Source organism: Bacillus sp. FJAT-42315 (genome assembly GCF_002797375.1).
Classification (GTDB): Bacteria; Bacillota; Bacilli; order Bacillales; family Domibacillaceae; genus Bacillus_CE.
This window is the reverse complement of sequence record NZ_KZ454941.1, coordinates 2,273,021-2,292,302: the sequence shown is the minus strand read 5'-3', so window position 1 is coordinate 2,292,302 and position 19,282 is coordinate 2,273,021. Positions and strand designations below refer to the sequence as shown.

Genomic DNA, 19,282 nt, shown 5'->3' with positions numbered 1-19,282 from the left:
ATTGTGTGAAAAGTTTTGACTTTATACTAAACTTTTTTACCATTGTCTACATATTTAAGAAAAGAGGGGGAATCGGGATGACAAAAAATGATGTGTTCAATGCCCGTTCTAGTTTTGAGCTTGAAGGAAAGCGTTACAACTACTATCGTTTAGCTGCTTTAGAAGAAGCTGGTGTGGCGAAAGTTTCTCGCCTGCCTTATTCCGTGAAAGTCCTTTTAGAATCAGTACTTCGCCAACATGATGGCTATGTAATTAAAGATGAGCACGTTAAAAATTTAGCAAACTGGGGCTCTGCCGATGTGAAAGAAGCAGAAGTGCCATTCAAGCCTTCACGCGTAATCTTACAAGATTTCACTGGCGTTCCAGTTGTCGTTGACCTTGCTTCTTTACGTAAAGCAATGGCCGACATGGGTGGCAATCCAGATGTCATTAACCCAGAAATCGGTGTGGATTTAGTTATTGACCACTCCGTTCAAGTTGATACTTATGGTACACCTGAAGCATTAGATAAAAACATGGAGCTTGAGTTTGAGCGTAATGCAGAGCGTTATGAATTTTTAAGCTGGGCTCAAAAAGCATTTGATAACTATCGTGCGGTTCCACCAGCAACTGGTATCGTTCACCAAGTAAACCTTGAGTATTTAGCGAACGTTGTCCATGCGGTAGAAACAGCGAATGGTGAGTTTGAAGCGTATCCAGATACATTAGTAGGAACAGATTCTCATACAACAATGATCAACGGAATCGGTGTTCTTGGTTGGGGTGTCGGTGGAATTGAAGCAGAAGCAGGTATGCTTGGACAGCCTTCATATTTCCCAATCCCTGAAGTAATTGGTGTGAAATTAACAGGCGAACTTCCAAACGGAGCAACTGCGACAGACTTAGCGCTTAAAGTGACTCAAGTGCTTCGTCAAAAAGGCGTAGTTGGTAAATTCGTTGAATTCTTCGGCCCTGGTGTTTCTCAGCTTCCATTAGCTGACCGTGCGACAATTGCCAACATGGCACCAGAATACGGAGCAACTTGTGGTTTCTTCCCAGTTGACTCTGAATCATTAGACTATATGCGTCTAACAGGTCGCGAAGAAAGTCATATTAAAGTTGTAGAGCAATATTTGAAAGAAAACGGTATGTTCTTCACAGCTGATAACGAAGAACCTGTATACACAGATATTGTGGAATTAAACCTTGCTGAAATTGAGCCAAACTTATCTGGTCCGAAACGTCCACAAGACTTAATCCCACTATCTGGCATGCAAAAGGCATTCCAAGAAGCTGTAAGTGGTCCAGCTGGCAACCATGGTTTCGGATTATCTGCAGATGAATTGGATAAACAAGCAGCTGTCAAATTTGCTGACGGTGAAGAAGTAGAAATGAAAACAGGTGCGGTAGCGATTGCAGCGATCACATCTTGTACAAATACATCGAACCCTTACGTATTGCTTGCTGCTGGTTTAGTAGCGAAAAAAGCTGTTGAATTAGGTCTTGAAGTGCCTAAATACGTAAAAACATCTTTAGCTCCTGGTTCTAAAGTTGTAACTGGCTATTTGCGTGATGCTGGACTATTAGGATATATGGAGAAAATCGGATTCAACCTAGTTGGTTACGGTTGTACGACATGTATCGGTAACTCAGGTCCATTAAAAGATGAGATCGAAAAAGCGATTTCTGATTCAGATCTTTTAGTGACATCTGTTCTTTCAGGTAACCGTAACTTTGAAGGACGTATTCATCCGCTAGTAAAAGCGAACTACTTAGCTTCTCCGCCGTTAGTTGTTGCTTATGCATTAGCTGGTACAGTGAATATCGACTTTGCTAAAGATCCAATCGGAAAAGATAAAGACGGCAATGATGTCTTCTTTAAAGATATTTGGCCTGAAACATCAGAAGTGAAGGAAGTTGTTCAACGTGCAGTGACTCCTGAAGTATTCCGTAAAGAGTATGAGCGCGTATTCGACAGCAACCCAAGCTGGAACAAAATTCAAACAAGTAACGAAGCTTTATATAGCTGGAATGACGATTCAACATACATTCAAAATCCTCCATTCTTTGAAGGATTGTCGGCTACACCTGACAAAATTCAACCACTTGCAGGTTTGCGTGTAATGGGTAAATTCGGCGATTCCGTTACGACAGATCATATCTCTCCTGCGGGAGCAATTGGTAAAGATACACCTGCTGGTAAATACCTACGTTCAAAAGGTGTAGAACCTCGTGACTTTAACTCTTACGGTTCTCGTCGTGGAAACCATGAAGTGATGATGCGTGGTACATTTGCCAACATCCGTATTCGTAACCAAGTGGCACCTGGTACAGAAGGTGGATTCACTACGTATTGGCCTACTGGTGAGATCATGCCAATTTATGATGCGTGCATGAAGTATCAAGCAGATGGCACAGGCCTTGCTGTTTTAGCTGGTAAAGACTACGGAATGGGATCTTCTCGTGACTGGGCGGCAAAAGGTACGAACCTTCTTGGCGTGAAAACAGTTATCGCAGAAAGTTATGAGCGTATTCACCGTTCAAACTTAGTGATGATGGGTGTGCTACCACTTCAATTTAAAGCAGGCGAAAATGCAGAAACTCTAGGCTTAACAGGTAAAGAAGTGATCGAAGTTAATTTAACAGATGATGTGAAACCTCGTGATATCGTTACTGTTACAGCTACAGATGAGGAAGGCAACAAGAAAGAATTCCAAGCACTTGCTCGCTTTGATTCAGATGTAGAGGTAGATTACTACCGTCACGGCGGCATTTTACAAATGGTGCTTCGTGGAAAATTACAAAATATCAATGCATAATTGTGCATAGCAACGCAAGAGATCAGTGCCTATACTGGTCTCTTGTTTGTGTATATGTAAATTTTTCGTTAAAATTATTTGAAAATTCGGTATAAACACTTGTGTTTTAGGTTAAAATGCTCATAATAAGACTTGGGAAGGAGGTGTGCCGTTTATGAGAAAAGCGAGAAAAATGACGTTTGCTGACTTGGTGAAAGAAAACAAACGTGAGCTGATGAATAATCCAGCAGCGATGAAAGCGATTGAAGACAGACTAGCAGAAAAACACGAAAGAAAATTATTGTCTCAAGCTAAATAATACGATATCAAACCGAGTGATTTTGTTACATACATAAAAAAACCATCAGGCTGCCTTATATAATGTCTAGTACATTACATAGGGTAGCTTTTGTCTTAGAGTTAAGTGGATTCATCTCATCAGCGTCTCATCTGTTGGAGCCTGCACGAGGCAGGTTCACTTTATTTTATTTCAGCACTCATATATACTGAGAGTGCCGAGAGTTTATAGCTTCCAGTAAAAGAGAAAGGGGAGATGATGAGATGTTGGTATCTAAAAAAGAAATACAAGTGCGTTATGCAGAAACGGATGCGATGCAAGTCGTATATCATGGACAATATGTCGTTTGGTTCGAGCTTGGACGGACACAATTAATTGAAGATCTAGGATTTAACTATGCGGATATGGAAAAAGAGGGGTATGTATCTCCGGTGCTTGATATTCAGCTTTCATATAAAAAACCTTTTAAATATGGTGATTACGCATGGGTGTATACATGGATTGAAGAATATTCAGGCGTCCGTACAACCTATGGCTATGAAATCAAAAATGATCAAGGAGAAGTCTGTGTGACAGGAAAGAGTATACATACGATCGTCAAAAAAGATACTTTTAGACCGATTTCAATGAAAAAGGTGTTTCCAGATTGGCATCAAGCTTATGAGGCTAATCAAAAAAAGACTACATGTGAAGAGAAGAAATAATGGCATTTGGCATAACAAAAAAAGATGTATTGGAGTGGAAACGGGCGATTAATCGGGGAGAGCTTGCGTTTCTAACTCATTACTGGCTAGATGATCGCTTTCCATGTTGCAAAACAGTCACCAAAGTTGGCTGTCGCAATATGAATCAGCTAGCTGAGTGGGGAAAACAATACGGACTTTCAAAAGAGTGGATTGATGATCGAAAAATGAATTATCCCCATTATGATCTATTAGGAGAGCGACAAAAAACCATATTAGAAAAAGAAGGATTAATAGATCATATTACTAAATTTCAACTATAAAGCGAAAAGGAAAATCTCATCCTTTTCGCTTTTTTCATTCAGGCTTCACGTATGTATATTCGGGTTCATCTAATTTCTCATTATAATGTACATGAAGGTCATGTCCGTCAAAAAACCAAAGATCTTTTTGTTCAACGAAAAAAGTAACACCATCATATTCCTGTTTCGCTCCAACTTCTATAGGCTCTTCTTTTGTCAAACCTAATGAAAAACTATCATGAAGTGGGCTTGATCCTCCATACCGAACGAAAAACCGAACGAATTCTCCTGATTGGATTTCCACTTCCTGTTTAAACCAAGACAGAGCTTGCGAATCGATAAAAATGTTCATAATCACTTCACCTCAATTTTTAGTTTATCATGTTGAGAAGAAATTTGATAATTAATATACTTTTTTCGGTCTTTTCATAGTAATAAAGTAGTGTTTTGAAAATTATAACTAATGCGATAGATATAGGCGCCGATATAAATAATAATAAGCTGAAGAGGTGTATTATGTTAAAAACGATCAAGAAAAAGGCAAACACAGTAGATGAAGCTATTCGATTAGCGTTAGCTGAATTACATGTATTAAGAGAGCAAGTAACGGTTGAAGTATTGCAGCACCCTACTTCTAAATTATTTGGATTAAAGCAAAAACAAGCTATTGTTAATGTAACAGTTCGAGAAGAAATGCCGATGATAGAAGATGAGCCATTACAAAGATCTTTAGCTGGAATTGAAAATGAACAGTTTGCCATTCATTCCTTAGGACCTGAAGATATCGTACTCGTTCCTCATCCGAAACTGCAAGTATACATAAATGATGAATTAATTGAGAATACGGCCATTGTTTCGTCAACAGATCAAGTGACGATCAAGTCGATTGTTGAAAAGAAGGACCCTGTTTATAAGTTTACAGTCGATAACGACAAAATGAAGGCGAGCGTACTCATAGAGACTGGAGAGCAAATCATATATAAAGTCAATGATCATCCATCGAGTTCGACAGTTCGTTTATCTGTCTATGAGGAGGTTAGCCATTTTAATGAATTAACGAAAGAGATGATCACTCATGAATTAGAGCGCCAAGGCATTACGTTCGGTATGAATGAAGAAAATATCTTATACGCGATAGATGTATTAGCTGACGAGGAGGTTACACTAGCAACAGGAAAGAAGCCGACAGAGGGAACAGATGGTCAAGTTGATTTCTATGTTGACTATAAAATTGGTATGACACCGCCTGAAATTGATCAGCTTGGAAAAGTTGATTTTCGTGAAACGCGATCGATTCCACAAGTTAGAGTGGATCAGTGCGTAGCTACGATCCTACCGCCCAAGCCAGGTACACCTGGTATGGATGTAAAGGGGAATGTTATACAACCTAAGCCTGTGCACGAAGTATCCGTCCACCTTGGTAATGGGATGTATCAGAAGGATCAAGATATCTACTCTTCTATGTCCGGACGATTACATGTAGAAACAAGAGGGATGACAGTCAAGATGGAAGTGTTAAATCGCCTTTTGCATGAAGGGGATGTTAATATTTCTAGTGGAAACTTGCGTTTTCAAGGGGATATTGAAATCTCTGGAAAGATTGAGGAGAAAATGAAAGTAGAAGCAGAAGGAGATATTGAAGTAAAAGGGCAAGTATCTGGTGCTTCTTTATTTGCTAATAAATCGATGATTATTCAAAAGAATGTATTTGCAGCGGTCGTGAACTCCGGGAACACCCATCTCATGGCTGAGGTCTTGCTAAAACAGCTTGAAGAAGTTGTTGAGCAACTAATGATTTTTGATACTGCGTTACAATCCGTTTTATTAAGGCTTCAGCAAGTCTCTAAAGAAGTGAGTGAAGTAGAAATTCATCAAGCGATTCAATTATTAATCGATAATAATTTTAAACAGCTGCCTATAGCTATTAAATCTTTTGTTCGAGAGACTTCGAAACATCAAAATGCGCTTTCGAAAGATTGGATTCAGTTGGCCAATCAATTGTACCTTACTTTTACGACGAAAAATATGAAGAACATGTCTCCTCATAGGATGAAACAAGTGACTAAAGAAGCGGAACATTTACTTCATTATTACTCTACGCCGGCAGATGAGAATGTATTTATTTCTATTCCTTATGCCATCAACAGTCAAATATCCTGCAGTGGAGATATTATGATTTGGGGGCAAGGTGTATATAATTCTACATTAAAATCGGGTGGAGATATAAATATTACTGGTTATATTAAAGGGGGAACGATTGAAGCTGAAAATGTAGTTCAGGCAAAAGAAGCAGGCTCGGAGTCTGGTGTGCCTACCGTCATCAAGGTTTCTGAAAAAGGTCGTATTATTTTAAGTATTGCTCATATCGATACAGTGATTTATGTAGGAAAGAAAAAGCACATATTTTTAAAGAAGACAAGTCTAGTCAATGCTCATTTAGATGAGGAAGGTGAGCTAAAGATAGGAACTAACTATTAAAAAAGACTACCCAAAAGGAGTCATTTCCTACTTTTGGGGTAGTCTTTTCATGTTATGATTACATCCATTTAATTTTAGGTTCAGTTTTGTTGCTGATTCGTTTAATATTTGCACGATGTCTGAAAATAACAAAAAATGCAAGTGTAGCAACTACGACGATAAGTAATGTATTCCCTAGAATAAAGGAATAGATGATGGCTGTGATAGCTGCAATAATCGATGATAATGAGACATATTTTGAAAAATATAAAGTAGTAAAAAAAGAAAGCACTAACACTAAAAACATCACAGGTTGAAGGGCGAGCAGTACTCCTCCTGACGTGGCAACCGCTTTTCCACCTCTAAACCCTGCAAAAATAGGAAACATATGCCCGACGACGGCAATAGTACCTGCAATAAGAGGGTCTAACGTAGAGCCCAACCATAAGGGCAACAACGTAGCAACCGTTCCTTTTAAAATATCCGCGAAAGTGACAATCAGCCCGGCTTTGACACCTAACGTGCGAAAAGAATTTGTCGCACCGAGGTTTCCACTTCCATGTTCCCGGATATCGATTCCGAAAAAACGTTTGCCGATAATTAATCCTGATGGGATGGAACCAAGCAGATAAGATAGTATAATAATCATTCCGGTAAGCATAGATCTACCCCTTTTAAACACTTATCATGATAAAAAGTAACACATGTGCTTTTTATTTTACCATGCATGCAAGCAGAATAGGAGAACTTTTCGTTGCTTGATTGAAAAATATGGCGTACCCTTAATAATTGAATAGGTGATTACTGTTAATTTTTTAAGAAATAGGTGGAATGATGAAATTATTAGTTAGTGGATTACAATGGGCGACCTTTATGCTGGCCAGTTCCCTTGTCGCACCGATCGCTATTGCTGGGTTGTTCGGCTTTTCTGAAGTAGACACAGCGATGTTTGTGCAAAGAACAATGTTTGTGCTAGGAGTTTCGGGACTGATTCAAGCGCTATTTGGGCATCGCTTGCCGATTAGTGAGGGGCCAGCTGGACTTTGGTGGGGCGTGTTTGCGATTTATGCCGGCTTTGCAGGCACCATCTATGCAACTGATACAGAGGCATTACGCAGTTTAGAAGGCGGGATGATCGTCTCAGGTATTTTCTTTATTGTGTTAGCAGCATTCGGTCTTTTAAATCGGATGGCCACTTTATTTACGCCGACAGTTACGTTTGTGTACTTGTTTCTACTCATTTTGCAATTAAGTGGTTCGTTTATGAAAGGGATGCTTGGTTTGCCGAATGAAGCAGGTGTCATTCAACCGATGGTCATGGTGGGAAGTTTGATTACACTTGTGCTTGCGTATTATTTTTCTGCCCATCGGCTCAATTGGATACGGCAATATTCTGTCATTGTTTCTTTCGCTTGTGGTTGGCTAATCTTTATTGCGCTAGGGCAAGCTCCTGCCATTACAGGTCATGGCCAAGGTTGGATTCAACTTCCTCAATTCTTTGTTTTCGGATCACCTTTATTTGATTCAGGAACGATTGTCACTGCTTTGTTTATTACGCTATTATTGACAGCAAATATGATTGCTTCCATCAGAGTAATGGAAGAAGTAATTACACAAGTGACAGGTTCGAAACAAAAAGCAAGCTATCGCGGTGCTGGTTTTGCCGCTGGAGTGAATCAGCTTATCGGTGGAAGTTTATCTGCTATTGGTTCGGTTCCGATTTCAGGGGCAGCCGGCTTTGTGGCTCAAACGAGAAATGCCTCGATTCAGCCGTTTTTAGTTGGTTCAGTATTTATCGCTCTATTAAGCATTTGTCCTCCAGCGATGAATGTTCTCGCTTCGTTACCAGCACCTGTCGGCTATGCGGTGACCTTCGTTATTTTTTCAAAAATGGCCGGCTTTGCCTTTGCTGAGCTAGATAAAGAAACAAACAAAGATCGATCAAGAATGATCAGCGGTATTGCCTTATTAACTGGTGTAGGTGCGATGTTTGTTCCTGCCGCTGCATTTACGGAATTTCCTGTAGCTGTGACGTCCGTTTTAAACAATGGCCTTATCTTCGGGACGCTCGTCGCTATCATTGTTGAACAGTGGTTAATCTTTTTTCATAGAAAACAATCGAAAGCAGGAAACTAACAGAGAAACAACGAAATATGTCATTATAGGGAGGGAATTACATGATTGAAAATCCATCAAGAGCAGAAATGGGGCAGTTGTTGAAACAAGCAAAAACAATTGCGGTAGTAGGGTTAAGTAACAATCCAGAAAGAACAAGCTACATGGTATCTGAAGCAATGCAAAAGGCTGGGTATAAAATCATTCCAGTCAACCCAAGTGTAGACACTGTACTCGGTGAAAAAGCAGTCAGCTCACTGAAAGACATCACAGAAAAAGTCCATATTGTCAATGTCTTCCGTCGCTCCGAGTTTCTGTTTGACATCGCGAAGGAATTTGCAGAAATCGACTGCGATATCTTTTGGGCTCAACTTGGTGTAGAAGATGAGAGAACGTATGAGTTTTTAAAGGAAAAGGGAAAAACGGTAATAATGAACCGTTGTATAAAAGTCGAACACGCGTTAGCGAAATAAACTTGAAAAATAACAAGAAAAGGGTCGCCTGTGAAAAAGGCGGCCTATTATAATTGATGGTGTATCCAAGTCTTATAAAACAAGCATTATTAGATGAAAACGCTGCTGAATAGTAGGTGTTATTTTTTTGTGTTTTTTCATTACTTTAACCAGTTTTAAACTTCGTGTGCTACATTGACTTCAGGGGAAATAAGAAAATAGAACTATTGCAGATGGCACGCCCTATGCGGTGAAAGCCGCCTGTATGGTGTAGGCTCGTTATAAAACTGAGAGATAGAGAAGGTATAAGACGAGAATAGCGTGCCAACAGCACCAATAGTTTCAATAGTAGATGTAGATGACTTAAATATCACTGGAATTCAAACTAATGCTACAATTAACATTTATTTGGGAAATGGGACTCTGTATCATTCTTTAATAGCGTCAGGTGGTTTTACAATCGGACCTTTTGTTGGTCTTGGGTCTGTATATGTTACGCAAGTAGTAAATGGGGTAGAAAGTCCAGCTTCAGCAACAGTAACGTTTGAATAAATTTTTTAACCTCACCATTTGGTGGGGTTTTTTCTTACACATTCGGACGATAATGCGACACAAGCAAACACTACTGAAGAGTAGGCATTATTTTTTATGTTTAAGAAAGTTTGAGAGTTTTTGTAGAGTTTCTACTGATAAATTAAACGCAGGGGAAATAAGAAAATAGAACTATTGCAGATGGCACGCCGTATGCGGTGAAAGCCGCCTGTATGGTGTAGGCTCGTTATAAACCGAGATAGAGAGAAGGTATAAGGCGAGAATAGCGTACCACCAACTCTAATAACTGATGGGAGTTTTTGGATAAAAGATCCGATGGTAACAAAAAGTGCTACTTATTCAAGTGGTCAAATTCAAATGATAAGGTTAGATTATTTTGCTAATACTACATTCGTTAATGGCACACTTACAATTCAATTACCTAGTGAAATTACTGTAACTTCTGCAGACTCTGTTGGTCCATTCGGACAGTGGAGACAAATTACTGTATCAGAAATTAGCAATAATGGGCATACACTTACATTCACAGGATTGAATGGAAATGGTGATTTTGCGCTCCAATTAAATAGTAAGGTGATACCTGCTAAAGGCTCCTATGAGATTACTGTAAGTGCTGATGCAGATGGATCGGGCAATTCTTATTTAGTGGATTCAGAAATTGTTACATTGATATCACAATAATTTTTAACCTCACCTTTTTAGGGTGGGGTTCTTTCTCTCCCTTATGTCCCATCAGGACCACAATACGACACAAACAGTTCATCCAAGACGAGCCCTAGCTCGTTTTTTTGTTGTGTTTGAACGAAGTGATTCCTATGTAGTTGTGCCTAATGATTAATTAAGATAATAAAACTTTGAGATCATGAAATGAAGATATGGAATGATTAGAAAAATAGGTAGCAGGAATAAGTAGCACAGTAGTTTTTCTTTCATCGGAAAAGATGATAGTTTTTTGAGAGTGATCTTTTATACTATGGTTATAGGAGGTGATATGTGGATGTGGAAGCAAGTAGTGGGATGGTTACTTATCGCGATGACTATGATTGCGATTATTTATATGGTGTTTAGCGATAAAGACACTGGCTTAGTGACGGAACAAGCAAAGGATGGCGTACTAGATTTAAGGCATCTATCGAAGGAGGATCCATTACTTTCTCTGGCAGGAGAATGGAAGTTCACGCCTGGAGACTATGTCAATCCAGCTACCTTTCATCAAGAGGCAAACAATCAATTAGTGCCAAAGGAATGGGATACGGATACACAATATGGATCTTATCAATTGAAAATAAAAATGCCTGCTCATTTATCTGAGGTTGGATTTCGTATGCGAATTATTTGGTCCGCTCATACTCTATATGTCAATGGCGAGAAAATAGCAGAAGTCGGAAAAGTTGGGACAACAAAAGAAGAAACGATTCCTGAAAATCCTTATTATGAAGTGTATATACAGCCAAAGACGGAAGAATTACTGGTCACTCTACACGTAGCGAACTTTTATAATGCGCGTGGTGGCATTGTGTTTCCGATTGATTTTGGAGATGCGACTACCATGAAAGAAGATGTTCAAGATGATGTATCTATTGAACGCGCAGCGATTTTCATGGTGTTTGTTTTAAGTATTTATCATCTTACTATCTTTATTTTTCGGAAAAAAGAGGACAGCTTCTTTTATAGCGGCATTTATTTTATAAGCTCAGGGTTAATGATCATGACACGAAGCGAACGCTCGTTGCTTCGTGAATTCCCAAACATACCTTTCGACTTTTATTTTCGGCTACAAGATTCCGTTACTTTTTTTAGCTTCATACTTTTTAGTTTGTTTGTTGTCAAAATGATACCGTCCGTGATGAAGATGCAGCATTTGCGACTGCTGAATGCTCCCGTTGCGGTGTATTCCATTGCTATACTTTTGTTGCCAGCTAGGACGCTATCCCATTTGCAATATGTTTTCTTTTATTACATCAATTTGATTCTTCTCGCCATCTTTATTCGTATCATATGGTTAATCATTAAAAAAAGATGGGTGTTACCCAAAAATGAAATTGCCGTTTTATGTCTTATACTTATTTTTACACTGATGTATACTTTTAGCGGCACATTAGATCAACTATTTTCATCTGGCAGAAACGGTTTTAACCGCTTAGGGATGTTAGGGTTTATTATGTCAATGAATGTTCTTTTAGGCATTCGCTTAGTGAATCGAACGAAAGATGCCGAAAATTTAAGTAAACGGCTAGAAAAAGCAAATATCGCCAAAGATGCCTTTTTAGAAGTAACGACAAAAGAGTTAAAGCAACCTTTATATCATGCGATCAATTTAACGAAATCGGTGCAACAAAAGGAAGAAAATAAGCAGCTTCATATGATTGAACAACTAATGGAACGATTGCTCTATCTCGTCAATGATTTACAAGATTTCACTAGAATGCGTTTTCAGGAGGACTCGTTTCAATTACAGTCGACCAATATTAAAATGGTCGTCTGTCATATCGCTCAACTACTAGACTTCTCTTTTTCAAGAAAGAAAATTGTGTTTTTGGAAGACATTCCAGATTCACTGAATGTATTAGCAGATGAAGATCGATTGACTCAAATATTTTATCGTATTATGGAAGAATGCTCGAACTACTCAGTAAATGGAACGATCACCGTCCATGCTAAACATATGAATGAACAACATATTTATTTAACATTTGACGCAATCGGTGAATATGAAGATTTATATGTAACGCCTGATCATAGTGCGGGGTTCTTAATGGGGAAAGAGCTATTAGAGCGCATGAATTGTCATCTACATAGCAAAAGATTAGAAAATGGGATTCAATTTGTCGTACTACTTCCTTTCTATGAATATAAAAAATTGGATTCAATTACTTTAGCTAAACCAGAAGATACATGGCTTTTTTCTAATAAGAATACCGAAAATCGACAAAAGCTATTGATTGTAGAAGATGATGTGATTCACGCCGAAGTCTTGTTTTCTTTACTATCCGAGCAATATGCTGTGACCATCGCCTACTCAGCTCCAGAAGCGATCTCTAAGCTTACTCATTCAGAACAACCTTTCTCACTGATAATGATCGATGAAGTGATGCCAGCGATGGATGGGATTGAATTAACGAGATATATTCGACAAAAAGCATCATTAATAGAGTTGCCTATTATTATGATGACAACACATGATTACCCAACTAAATTAGAGAGCATTTTTTCCTCTGGAGCAAATGACTATGTAGTAAAACCTGTAACTAAGCAAGCGTTGTTGGCTCGCATCAATGCGGTTGAACAAACAAAACAAGCAGTGACGCAAGCAGTAGAAAATGAAATGGCTTTTCTACAAGCACAAATCAAGCCGCATTTCCTTTACAATGCGCTTAGCAGCATTATTTCGTTTTGCTACACAGACGGAGAACGAGCCGCTCATTTATTAACGATGCTCAGCTCCTATTTACGTTATATTTTCGAAGCTGGAAAAGAAGGGCACTTTGCTTCTTTACAAAAAGAATTAGAGATTATTGAAGCGTATGTAGAAATTGAAAAAGCAAGGTTTGGTCAACGTCTATCATTTTCTTATGAAGTGGACCCTGCTTTAAATAGAAAAGGAGTTCACATTCCAAGTCTACTGATTCAACCAATTGTCGAGAACGCTATTCGACATGGTGTATTTGAAAAAGAAGGAAACGGACAAGTCCAACTTACGATCCAACAAATCGATAAATCCCTGTTTATTCAAGTCGTCGATGACGGTGTCGGAATGTCAGCGGATCAATTAACTAAATTGTTGGCTAGTACGGAAAAACAAAAAGGAATCGGATTTTCGAATGTCCTGCGTCGCGTGCGTGACATGTCAAACGGTAGTTTGACTGTTCATTCCGTCGAAGGAGCAGGAACAACAATGAGTATCACCATTCCATTAAAGGAGTAAACACATAATGAAAAACCTTTTATAATGTGTACAAGATAATAGAAGTTAGTTAATAATTAAAAAGCATCTACTCAATTGAAGGATTTTTGGATTATTTGTGGTATTGGTCTCATTATAGAAAAAAAGGGTCGCCCATAAAAAGGCGGCCCGGTAATTTTTATGTATATAGCCTAGTTGTATTTAATTGTCTTTAGTAAGTCAACTGAAAAATTTTGTTTCATTAAAGTATTCATCAGAATCGACTTGTCGAGCATTTGGTTGATTGGCGAAAGAACCGTTTCGTTTAGCATGTGGTACGTGCTGCTCTGCCTCGAAAGCTGTAGTTGTAAGTTGTGCTCGGTTTGTATGCAAGTTGTACGATTTTCGAATGGCCATTGCTCCTTGAAAGGTAATGTAGGTTTTCATTATATAAATTACCTCCAACAATTCATTTCTTTATACCTAATTATACCATGTTTTTTTGCTTCATATTTGTAAAAAAGATGTGATATTTTTTTGTATTTTTTAAAAATGGGTCACTTTTCAAAAGCGGCCCATTTTTTCGATTTATACTCATTCAGTACCTTTTAACACTTGAAAAGCTTCTGCTACTTTGCGTGCAAAAGAAAGGGGCGGTTCGACCGATTGGAAATGCATATAGAGGATCGTTGGTTTTGTGTATAGCCAATGATTATGTAGCGCGCTAATCATGATACCGTTTTTGACAAGAACATGGGTGAAAAGCGGTATTTCTTGTTCAAGTATGACTGTTTCTCCAAGATTAAGTGCATTCCCTTGATGATCCAATGATTCAAACATAATTTCGGCGTGAAGCTCTCCGCGGCTTAGGCGACCTTGAATCGTTACATTGAGGTTGCGGTGCATTTCTACGGAGCAAACACCATGTTCAATCGTCGGCTTCTTATTAAATATTTGAGCGTATTGATGACAAAGCGTGTTGAAGTTCATAATAATTCCCACCTTTTTTATAACAATTTATGTAGAGGAAAATGGAATTATCACCTGTGAAGCATAGGGGGAAATCATTTTTTATTGCAATGTAATTGATTTAAATCCGCGCTAAACATACAATAAGTCATAGTTATTTTACATAAGAGCGCGCCAATTAAACGCATGTTAATCAGAGATGTCCTTTTTATGAAAAATATGATAAGATTAAAAACGAACATTTGTTTGTTTTGCTTTTCCCCATGGAAAGGCTAGAAAGGGGAATATTTGTGTCAAGAAAAAAAACAATGATTGAGTATAACGATGATGCTATTCAAGTTCTTGAGGGGCTTGAGGCTGTGAGAAAGCGTCCAGGAATGTATATTGGTTCTACGGATGCAAGAGGATTACACCATTTAGTTTATGAAATTGTCGATAATTCAGTCGATGAAGCACTCGCTGGATATGGCAATGAAATCAATATTACGATTCATAAAGATCAATCTGTTAGTGTACAAGATCATGGGCGCGGAATGCCCACTGGAATGCATAAGATGGGCAAGCCGACACCAGAAGTGATTTTAACGATTCTTCATGCTGGCGGGAAGTTTGGCCAAGGTGGCTATAAAACGAGTGGAGGGCTTCACGGAGTTGGTGCGTCCGTCGTGAATGCTCTATCTGAATGGCTGACAGTGACGATTCATCGTGATGGTTTTATTTACGAACAACGTTTTGAAAAAGGTGGAACGCCGGTTACGACATTAGAGAAAATAGGAACGACAAGGAAAACAGGTACGATTATTCATTTTAAACCCGACGCAACGATTTTCAGTACGATTAATTACAATTTTGATACGCTCGGTGAACGGTTACGAGAATCTGCTTTTTTATTAAAAGGGATGAAAATCACGTTGCGTGATCAGCGTCATGGAGCAGAAGAGATTTTCCACTATGAGAATGGGATCGAAGAGTTTGTCAAATATTTAAATGAAGAAAAGGACACGTTACATCCAGTTGCTTCGTTCGCTGGAGAACAAAGTGGCATTGAAGTAGAGTTTGCTTTTCAATTTAATGACGGTTTTTCAGAAAATATTTTGTCATTTGTCAATAATGTTCGTACAAAGGACGGGGGGACTCATGAAGCAGGTGCTCGTACAGCGATGACGCGAATGTTTAATGAGTACGCTCGCAAAGTGAGTTTATTGAAAGAAAAGGACAAAAATCTTGAAGGAACGGATATTAGGGAAGGTCTATCAGCGATTATCTCTGTTAGAATTCCTGAAGAGCTTTTACAATTTGAGGGGCAGACGAAAGGGAAGCTAGGGACGAGTGAGGCTCGTTCGGCTGTTGATCAAGTGGTTTCTGCTCAGCTGTCTTATTTTCTTGAAGAAAATCCTGATATTAGTTCGCTATTAATTAAAAAGGCGGTAAAAGCCGCTCAAGCGAGAGAAGCAGCGCGTAAAGCGAGAGAAGATGCCCGCAATGGCAAAAAGCGCAAAAAAAATGAAGCGGTTCTTTCAGGAAAGTTGACGCCAGCACAATCAAGAAATCCACAAAAAAATGAATTGTATTTAGTGGAGGGAGATTCAGCAGGTGGTTCGGCGAAGCAAGGTCGTGACCGTCGTTTCCAGGCGGTGTTGCCACTTCGAGGGAAAGTGATCAACACAGAAAAAGCGAAACTCGCTGATATTTTTAAAAATGAAGAAATCAACACGATTATTCATGCGATTGGTGCCGGAGTTGGGCCAGAATTTGCGGTGGAAGATGCTAATTACGATAAAGTCATTATTATGACCGATGCCGATACAGATGGTGCGCATATTCAAGTGTTGTTGTTAACGTTCTTTTACCGTTATATGAAACCTTTGATCGAAGCGGGGAAAGTGTATATTGCCCTTCCGCCCCTTTATAAAGTAAGTAAAGGAAGCGGCAAAAAAGAAGTCGTTGAATATGCATGGACCGATGATGAGCTCGATGAAACGATGAAAAGAGTAGGAAGAGGCTGCATGCTTCAGCGTTATAAAGGTTTAGGTGAGATGAATGCCGATCAACTGTGGGAGACGACGATGAATCCTGAAACGAGAACGTTAATTCGTGTCTTAATCGATGATGCCGCAAGAGCGGAACGTCGAATCACCACGTTAATGGGTGATAAAGTTGAACCGCGCCGCAAGTGGATTGAATCGAATGTTGCGTTCGGCATGGAAGAGGATGGCAACATTTTAGAAAACGAGAATCTTTCAATCGGCGAGGAGGAATAACTAAATGGAGAAAGAGAAATTTCAAGATTTACCATTAGAAGAAGTGTTAGGTGATCGCTTCGGTCGCTACAGTAAATATATTATCCAAGAGCGTGCATTACCGGATGCTCGCGATGGATTAAAGCCGGTTCAGCGCCGAATTTTATACGCGATGTATGCAGAAGGAAACACGCAAGAAAAAGGATTTAGAAAATCAGCCAAGACGGTTGGTAATGTCATCGGTAATTACCATCCGCATGGTGACACGTCCGTCTATGATGCGATGGTACGTCTTAGTCAAGATTGGAAAGTGAGAAAATTGCTCGTTGAAATGCATGGAAACAACGGATCGATTGATGGCGATCCTCCAGCAGCGATGCGTTATACAGAAGCAAGACTTTCCTCGATTGCGGGTGAGTTGTTAAAAGATATTGATAAACGAACGGTTGATTTTATCCCAAACTTTGATGATACAACCGAAGAGCCGACTGTGTTGCCATCACGATATCCCAATTTGTTAGTGAATGGAGCGACGGGAATTTCTGCTGGGTATGCAACAGAAATTCCCCCTCACCAACTTGGAGAAGTCATTGATGCGGCTATTTTAAGAATGGACAAGCCGAATTGTACAGTAGAGGAGTTAATGACTGTCATAAAAGGTCCAGATTTTCCGACTGGAGGAATTATTCAAGGGATCGATGGCATTGAAAAAGCGTATAAAACAGGTAAGGGAAAAGTAGTCGTGCGCGGTAAAGCCGACATCGAAGAGATTCGAGGTGGCCGTAAGCAAATTGTGATCACAGAAATTCCTTATGAAGTGAATAAAGCCAATCTCGTCAAGAAAATAGATGAGCTACGATTAGATCGCAAAGTAGAGGGAATCTCCGAAATTCGCGATGAAACGGATCGAACAGGTTTAAGAGTTGTCATCGAGTTGAAAAAAGACGGTGATGCACAAGGGATTCTTAATTACTTATATAAGGCGAGTGACCTGCAAGTTAGCTACAATTTTAATATGGTCGCTATCCATAACCGTCGTCCTACGTTAATGGGGCTTACTCAGTTGCTCGATACCTACATAACCCATCAAAAAGAAGTGGTGACGAAACGTTCTGAATTCGAATTGGCAAAGGCAAAAGCAAGAGCCCATATTGTCGACGGCTTAATAAAGGCATTGTCTATTTTAGATGAAGTGATTGCAACGATCCGAGCATCTAAAGACAAGAAAGACGCGAAACAAAATTTAATGCAATCGTTTGACTTTACTGAGCCGCAAGCAGAAGCAATTGTCAATTTACAGCTATATCGATTAACGAATACTGATATTACAGCTTTACGAACAGAAGCGGATGAGCTAGCGGCTTTAATTGCTCAGTTGACGTCTATTTTAGCTAGTGAGAAAAAGTTAGCAGCTGTCATTAAAACAGAGCTTCGAGCTATTAAGAAAAATTACAACGACGAGCGCCGAACCGTCATTGAGAAAGAAATTGAAGAAATTAAAGTGAATTTAGAAGTGATGATCCCGAGTGAAGATGTAATGGTGACTGTTACAAAGGATGGCTATATGAAGAGAACAAGCTTGCGTTCTTATTCAGCTTCCGGTGGGGCTGACCTTGGCATGAAAGAAACGGATCATTTACTTTATCAAGCGGAAGTGAACACAACAGATGTTTTACTAGTGTTTACGAATAAAGGGAACTACTTGTATTTACCGGTTCATGAATTGCCAGATATTCGTTGGAAAGACTTAGGGCAGCATGTCGCAAGCCTTGTGTCGATTGATAAAGAGGAAGAGGTTATTTCTGTATTCTCGGTGAAGGATTTCAATCAACCGCTCTTCTTATTGTTTATGACGAAAAACGGGATGGTCAAGAAAACAGAGCTGTCACAGTATAAAGTTCAGCGTTATTCTCGAGCATTAGTCGCGATCAATTTAAAAGCGGATGATGAAGTCGTCGATGTTCATTTGACGGATGGCGAAGGTCATGTGTTCATCGCGACACATTTTGGTTACGGTTTATTATTTGCTGAGCAAGAAGTGAATATCTTTGGGCCACGAGCAGCGGGAGTCAAGGGGATTAATTTAAAAGAAGGCGATTTTGTTGTTGCTGGTAAAGCAACGAAAGAGCTATCCGGTCAAGCGCTCATTCTAGTCACGCAACGAGGTGCTGTCAAGAAAATGGACATATCTGTGTTTGAAGTCGCTACCCGAGCCACTCGGGGAGTCGTCATGCTTCGTGAATTAAAAACGAATCCTCATCGTGTCGTCGGAGTAGAATGGGTCGAGTCTATAGAAAAAATGGTGTTACAAACAGAAAAAGGTCAAACTGAAACATTTGATTTTCACTCGTTAAAAAAGAGCGATCGTTATTCTAATGGTTCCTTTGTTGTTGATGAAAAAGAAAGTGGTGTAGTCACAAGAGTGTGGCCGTTGATTGATCCACAACAATAAGGGAGTTCCGTAGGGCTGTGTATGATTATGCAGCCCTATTTCTCAATGGTGTTTAAAAAATCCATTTGATTGGAATCTATCTTTTTGATAAGGTAGTATAGG

16 protein-coding genes are annotated in these 19,282 nt (G+C 39.3%); 12 read left to right on the top strand and 4 right to left on the bottom strand.

Annotated elements, in window-relative coordinates; all coding sequences use genetic code 11:
• Nucleotides 1-77: 77 nt before the first annotated feature.
• From acnA to CEF22_RS11200, 4 genes are all read left to right on the top strand, one after another.
• Complete coding sequence (gene acnA, locus CEF22_RS11215; RefSeq protein ID WP_100402947.1) at nucleotides 78-2,798, top strand: aconitate hydratase AcnA; 2,721 nt, start codon at nucleotides 78-80, stop codon at nucleotides 2,796-2,798.
• Nucleotides 2,799-2,952: 154 nt separating this feature from the next.
• Complete coding sequence (locus CEF22_RS11210; protein ID WP_094835274.1) at nucleotides 2,953-3,096, top strand: FbpB family small basic protein; 144 nt, start codon at nucleotides 2,953-2,955, stop codon at nucleotides 3,094-3,096.
• A 242-nt stretch (nucleotides 3,097-3,338) separates the two neighbouring features.
• The gene (locus CEF22_RS11205; RefSeq protein ID WP_100402946.1) at nucleotides 3,339-3,779 is read left to right on the top strand and encodes an acyl-CoA thioesterase; all 441 of its coding nucleotides are present in this window, start codon (nucleotides 3,339-3,341) and stop codon (nucleotides 3,777-3,779) included.
• On the top strand, nucleotides 3,779-4,081 hold the full coding sequence (locus CEF22_RS11200; RefSeq protein ID WP_100402945.1) for a hypothetical protein: 303 nt from the start codon (nucleotides 3,779-3,781) through the stop codon (nucleotides 4,079-4,081). Before CEF22_RS11205 ends, CEF22_RS11200 begins: the two co-directional genes overlap by 1 nt.
• A 34-nt stretch (nucleotides 4,082-4,115) precedes the next feature.
• Here CEF22_RS11200 and CEF22_RS11195 read toward each other — a convergent pair whose 3' ends face one another.
• Entirely contained in the window at nucleotides 4,116-4,412 is a 297-nt protein-coding gene (locus CEF22_RS11195) for a HesB/YadR/YfhF family protein (protein ID WP_095479355.1), read from the bottom strand.
• A 164-nt stretch (nucleotides 4,413-4,576) separates the two neighbouring features.
• On the opposite strand from CEF22_RS11195, the gene CEF22_RS11190 reads away from it, so the two are divergent.
• Nucleotides 4,577-6,538 (top strand): FapA family protein, encoded by a 1,962-nt coding sequence (locus CEF22_RS11190; RefSeq protein WP_100402944.1) that lies wholly within the window; start codon nucleotides 4,577-4,579, stop codon nucleotides 6,536-6,538.
• Nucleotides 6,539-6,596: 58 nt separating this feature from the next.
• Here CEF22_RS11190 and plsY read toward each other — a convergent pair whose 3' ends face one another.
• Nucleotides 6,597-7,178 carry a glycerol-3-phosphate 1-O-acyltransferase PlsY gene (gene plsY, locus CEF22_RS11185; RefSeq protein WP_100402943.1) on the bottom strand — a complete coding sequence of 194 codons (582 nt, stop codon included), beginning with the start codon at nucleotides 7,176-7,178 and terminating at the stop codon, nucleotides 6,597-6,599.
• A gap of 170 nt (nucleotides 7,179-7,348) precedes the next feature.
• Here plsY and CEF22_RS11180 point away from each other — a divergent pair, with 170 nt between their 5' ends.
• The 5 genes from CEF22_RS11180 (at nucleotide 7,349) to CEF22_RS11160 (ending at nucleotide 13,561) form a co-directional block, all read left to right on the top strand.
• The gene (locus tag CEF22_RS11180; RefSeq protein WP_332849170.1) at nucleotides 7,349-8,653 is read left to right on the top strand and encodes a purine/pyrimidine permease; all 1,305 of its coding nucleotides are present in this window, start codon (nucleotides 7,349-7,351) and stop codon (nucleotides 8,651-8,653) included.
• 41 nt (nucleotides 8,654-8,694) lie between these two features.
• Nucleotides 8,695-9,105 (top strand): CoA-binding protein, encoded by a 411-nt coding sequence (locus CEF22_RS11175; protein ID WP_100402941.1) that lies wholly within the window; start codon nucleotides 8,695-8,697, stop codon nucleotides 9,103-9,105.
• A 300-nt stretch (nucleotides 9,106-9,405) separates the two neighbouring features.
• On the top strand, nucleotides 9,406-9,636 hold the full coding sequence (locus tag CEF22_RS11170) for a hypothetical protein (protein ID WP_100402940.1): 231 nt from the start codon (nucleotides 9,406-9,408) through the stop codon (nucleotides 9,634-9,636).
• A gap of 315 nt (nucleotides 9,637-9,951) precedes the next feature.
• The gene (locus CEF22_RS11165; RefSeq protein ID WP_157843225.1) at nucleotides 9,952-10,317 is read left to right on the top strand and encodes a BslA/BslB family hydrophobin; all 366 of its coding nucleotides are present in this window, start codon (nucleotides 9,952-9,954) and stop codon (nucleotides 10,315-10,317) included.
• Nucleotides 10,318-10,633: 316 nt separating this feature from the next.
• Nucleotides 10,634-13,561 (top strand): histidine kinase, encoded by a 2,928-nt coding sequence (locus tag CEF22_RS11160; protein WP_100402938.1) that lies wholly within the window; start codon nucleotides 10,634-10,636, stop codon nucleotides 13,559-13,561.
• A gap of 198 nt (nucleotides 13,562-13,759) precedes the next feature.
• Here the strand turns inward: CEF22_RS11160 and CEF22_RS11155 are convergent, their stop codons facing one another.
• Both CEF22_RS11155 and CEF22_RS11150 read right to left on the bottom strand, forming a co-directional pair.
• Entirely contained in the window at nucleotides 13,760-13,966 is a 207-nt protein-coding gene (locus tag CEF22_RS11155; protein ID WP_095480158.1) for a hypothetical protein, read from the bottom strand.
• A 147-nt stretch (nucleotides 13,967-14,113) separates the two neighbouring features.
• Nucleotides 14,114-14,512: a DUF1259 domain-containing protein gene (locus CEF22_RS11150; RefSeq protein ID WP_100403992.1), complete on the bottom strand. Its 399-nt coding sequence runs from the start codon at nucleotides 14,510-14,512 to the stop codon at nucleotides 14,114-14,116.
• Nucleotides 14,513-14,796: 284 nt separating this feature from the next.
• On the opposite strand from CEF22_RS11150, the gene parE reads away from it, so the two are divergent.
• Nucleotides 14,797-16,749 carry a DNA topoisomerase IV subunit B gene (parE, locus tag CEF22_RS11145; protein WP_198508104.1) on the top strand — a complete coding sequence of 651 codons (1,953 nt, stop codon included), beginning with the start codon at nucleotides 14,797-14,799 and terminating at the stop codon, nucleotides 16,747-16,749.
• A 4-nt stretch (nucleotides 16,750-16,753) separates the two neighbouring features.
• Nucleotides 16,754-19,180, top strand: a complete 2,427-nt coding sequence (parC, locus tag CEF22_RS11140) for a DNA topoisomerase IV subunit A (protein ID WP_100402936.1) — start codon at nucleotides 16,754-16,756, stop codon at nucleotides 19,178-19,180.
• The last annotated feature ends 102 nt before the right edge of the window (nucleotides 19,181-19,282 follow it).

Bases quoted from the DNA above. Each gene is read 5' to 3' on its own strand.
- acnA (WP_100402947.1), top strand. From the start codon at position 78: ATGACAAAAAATGATGTGTTCAATGCCCGTTCTAGTTTTGAGCTTGAA.
- CEF22_RS11210 (WP_094835274.1), top strand. From the start codon at position 2,953: ATGAGAAAAGCGAGAAAAATGACGTTTGCTGACTTGGTGAAAGAAAAC.
- CEF22_RS11205 (WP_100402946.1), top strand. From the start codon at position 3,339: ATGTTGGTATCTAAAAAAGAAATACAAGTGCGTTATGCAGAAACGGAT.
- CEF22_RS11200 (WP_100402945.1), top strand. From the start codon at position 3,779: ATGGCATTTGGCATAACAAAAAAAGATGTATTGGAGTGGAAACGGGCG.
- CEF22_RS11195 (WP_095479355.1), bottom strand. From the start codon at position 4,412: ATGAACATTTTTATCGATTCGCAAGCTCTGTCTTGGTTTAAACAGGAA.
- CEF22_RS11190 (WP_100402944.1), top strand. From the start codon at position 4,577: ATGTTAAAAACGATCAAGAAAAAGGCAAACACAGTAGATGAAGCTATT.
- plsY (WP_100402943.1), bottom strand. From the start codon at position 7,178: ATGCTTACCGGAATGATTATTATACTATCTTATCTGCTTGGTTCCATC.
- CEF22_RS11180 (WP_332849170.1), top strand. From the start codon at position 7,349: ATGATGAAATTATTAGTTAGTGGATTACAATGGGCGACCTTTATGCTG.
- CEF22_RS11175 (WP_100402941.1), top strand. From the start codon at position 8,695: ATGATTGAAAATCCATCAAGAGCAGAAATGGGGCAGTTGTTGAAACAA.
- CEF22_RS11165 (WP_157843225.1), top strand. From the start codon at position 9,952: ATGGTAACAAAAAGTGCTACTTATTCAAGTGGTCAAATTCAAATGATA.
- CEF22_RS11160 (WP_100402938.1), top strand. From the start codon at position 10,634: ATGTGGAAGCAAGTAGTGGGATGGTTACTTATCGCGATGACTATGATT.
- CEF22_RS11155 (WP_095480158.1), bottom strand. From the start codon at position 13,966: ATGAAAACCTACATTACCTTTCAAGGAGCAATGGCCATTCGAAAATCG.
- parE (WP_198508104.1), top strand. From the start codon at position 14,797: ATGATTGAGTATAACGATGATGCTATTCAAGTTCTTGAGGGGCTTGAG.
- parC (WP_100402936.1), top strand. From the start codon at position 16,754: ATGGAGAAAGAGAAATTTCAAGATTTACCATTAGAAGAAGTGTTAGGT.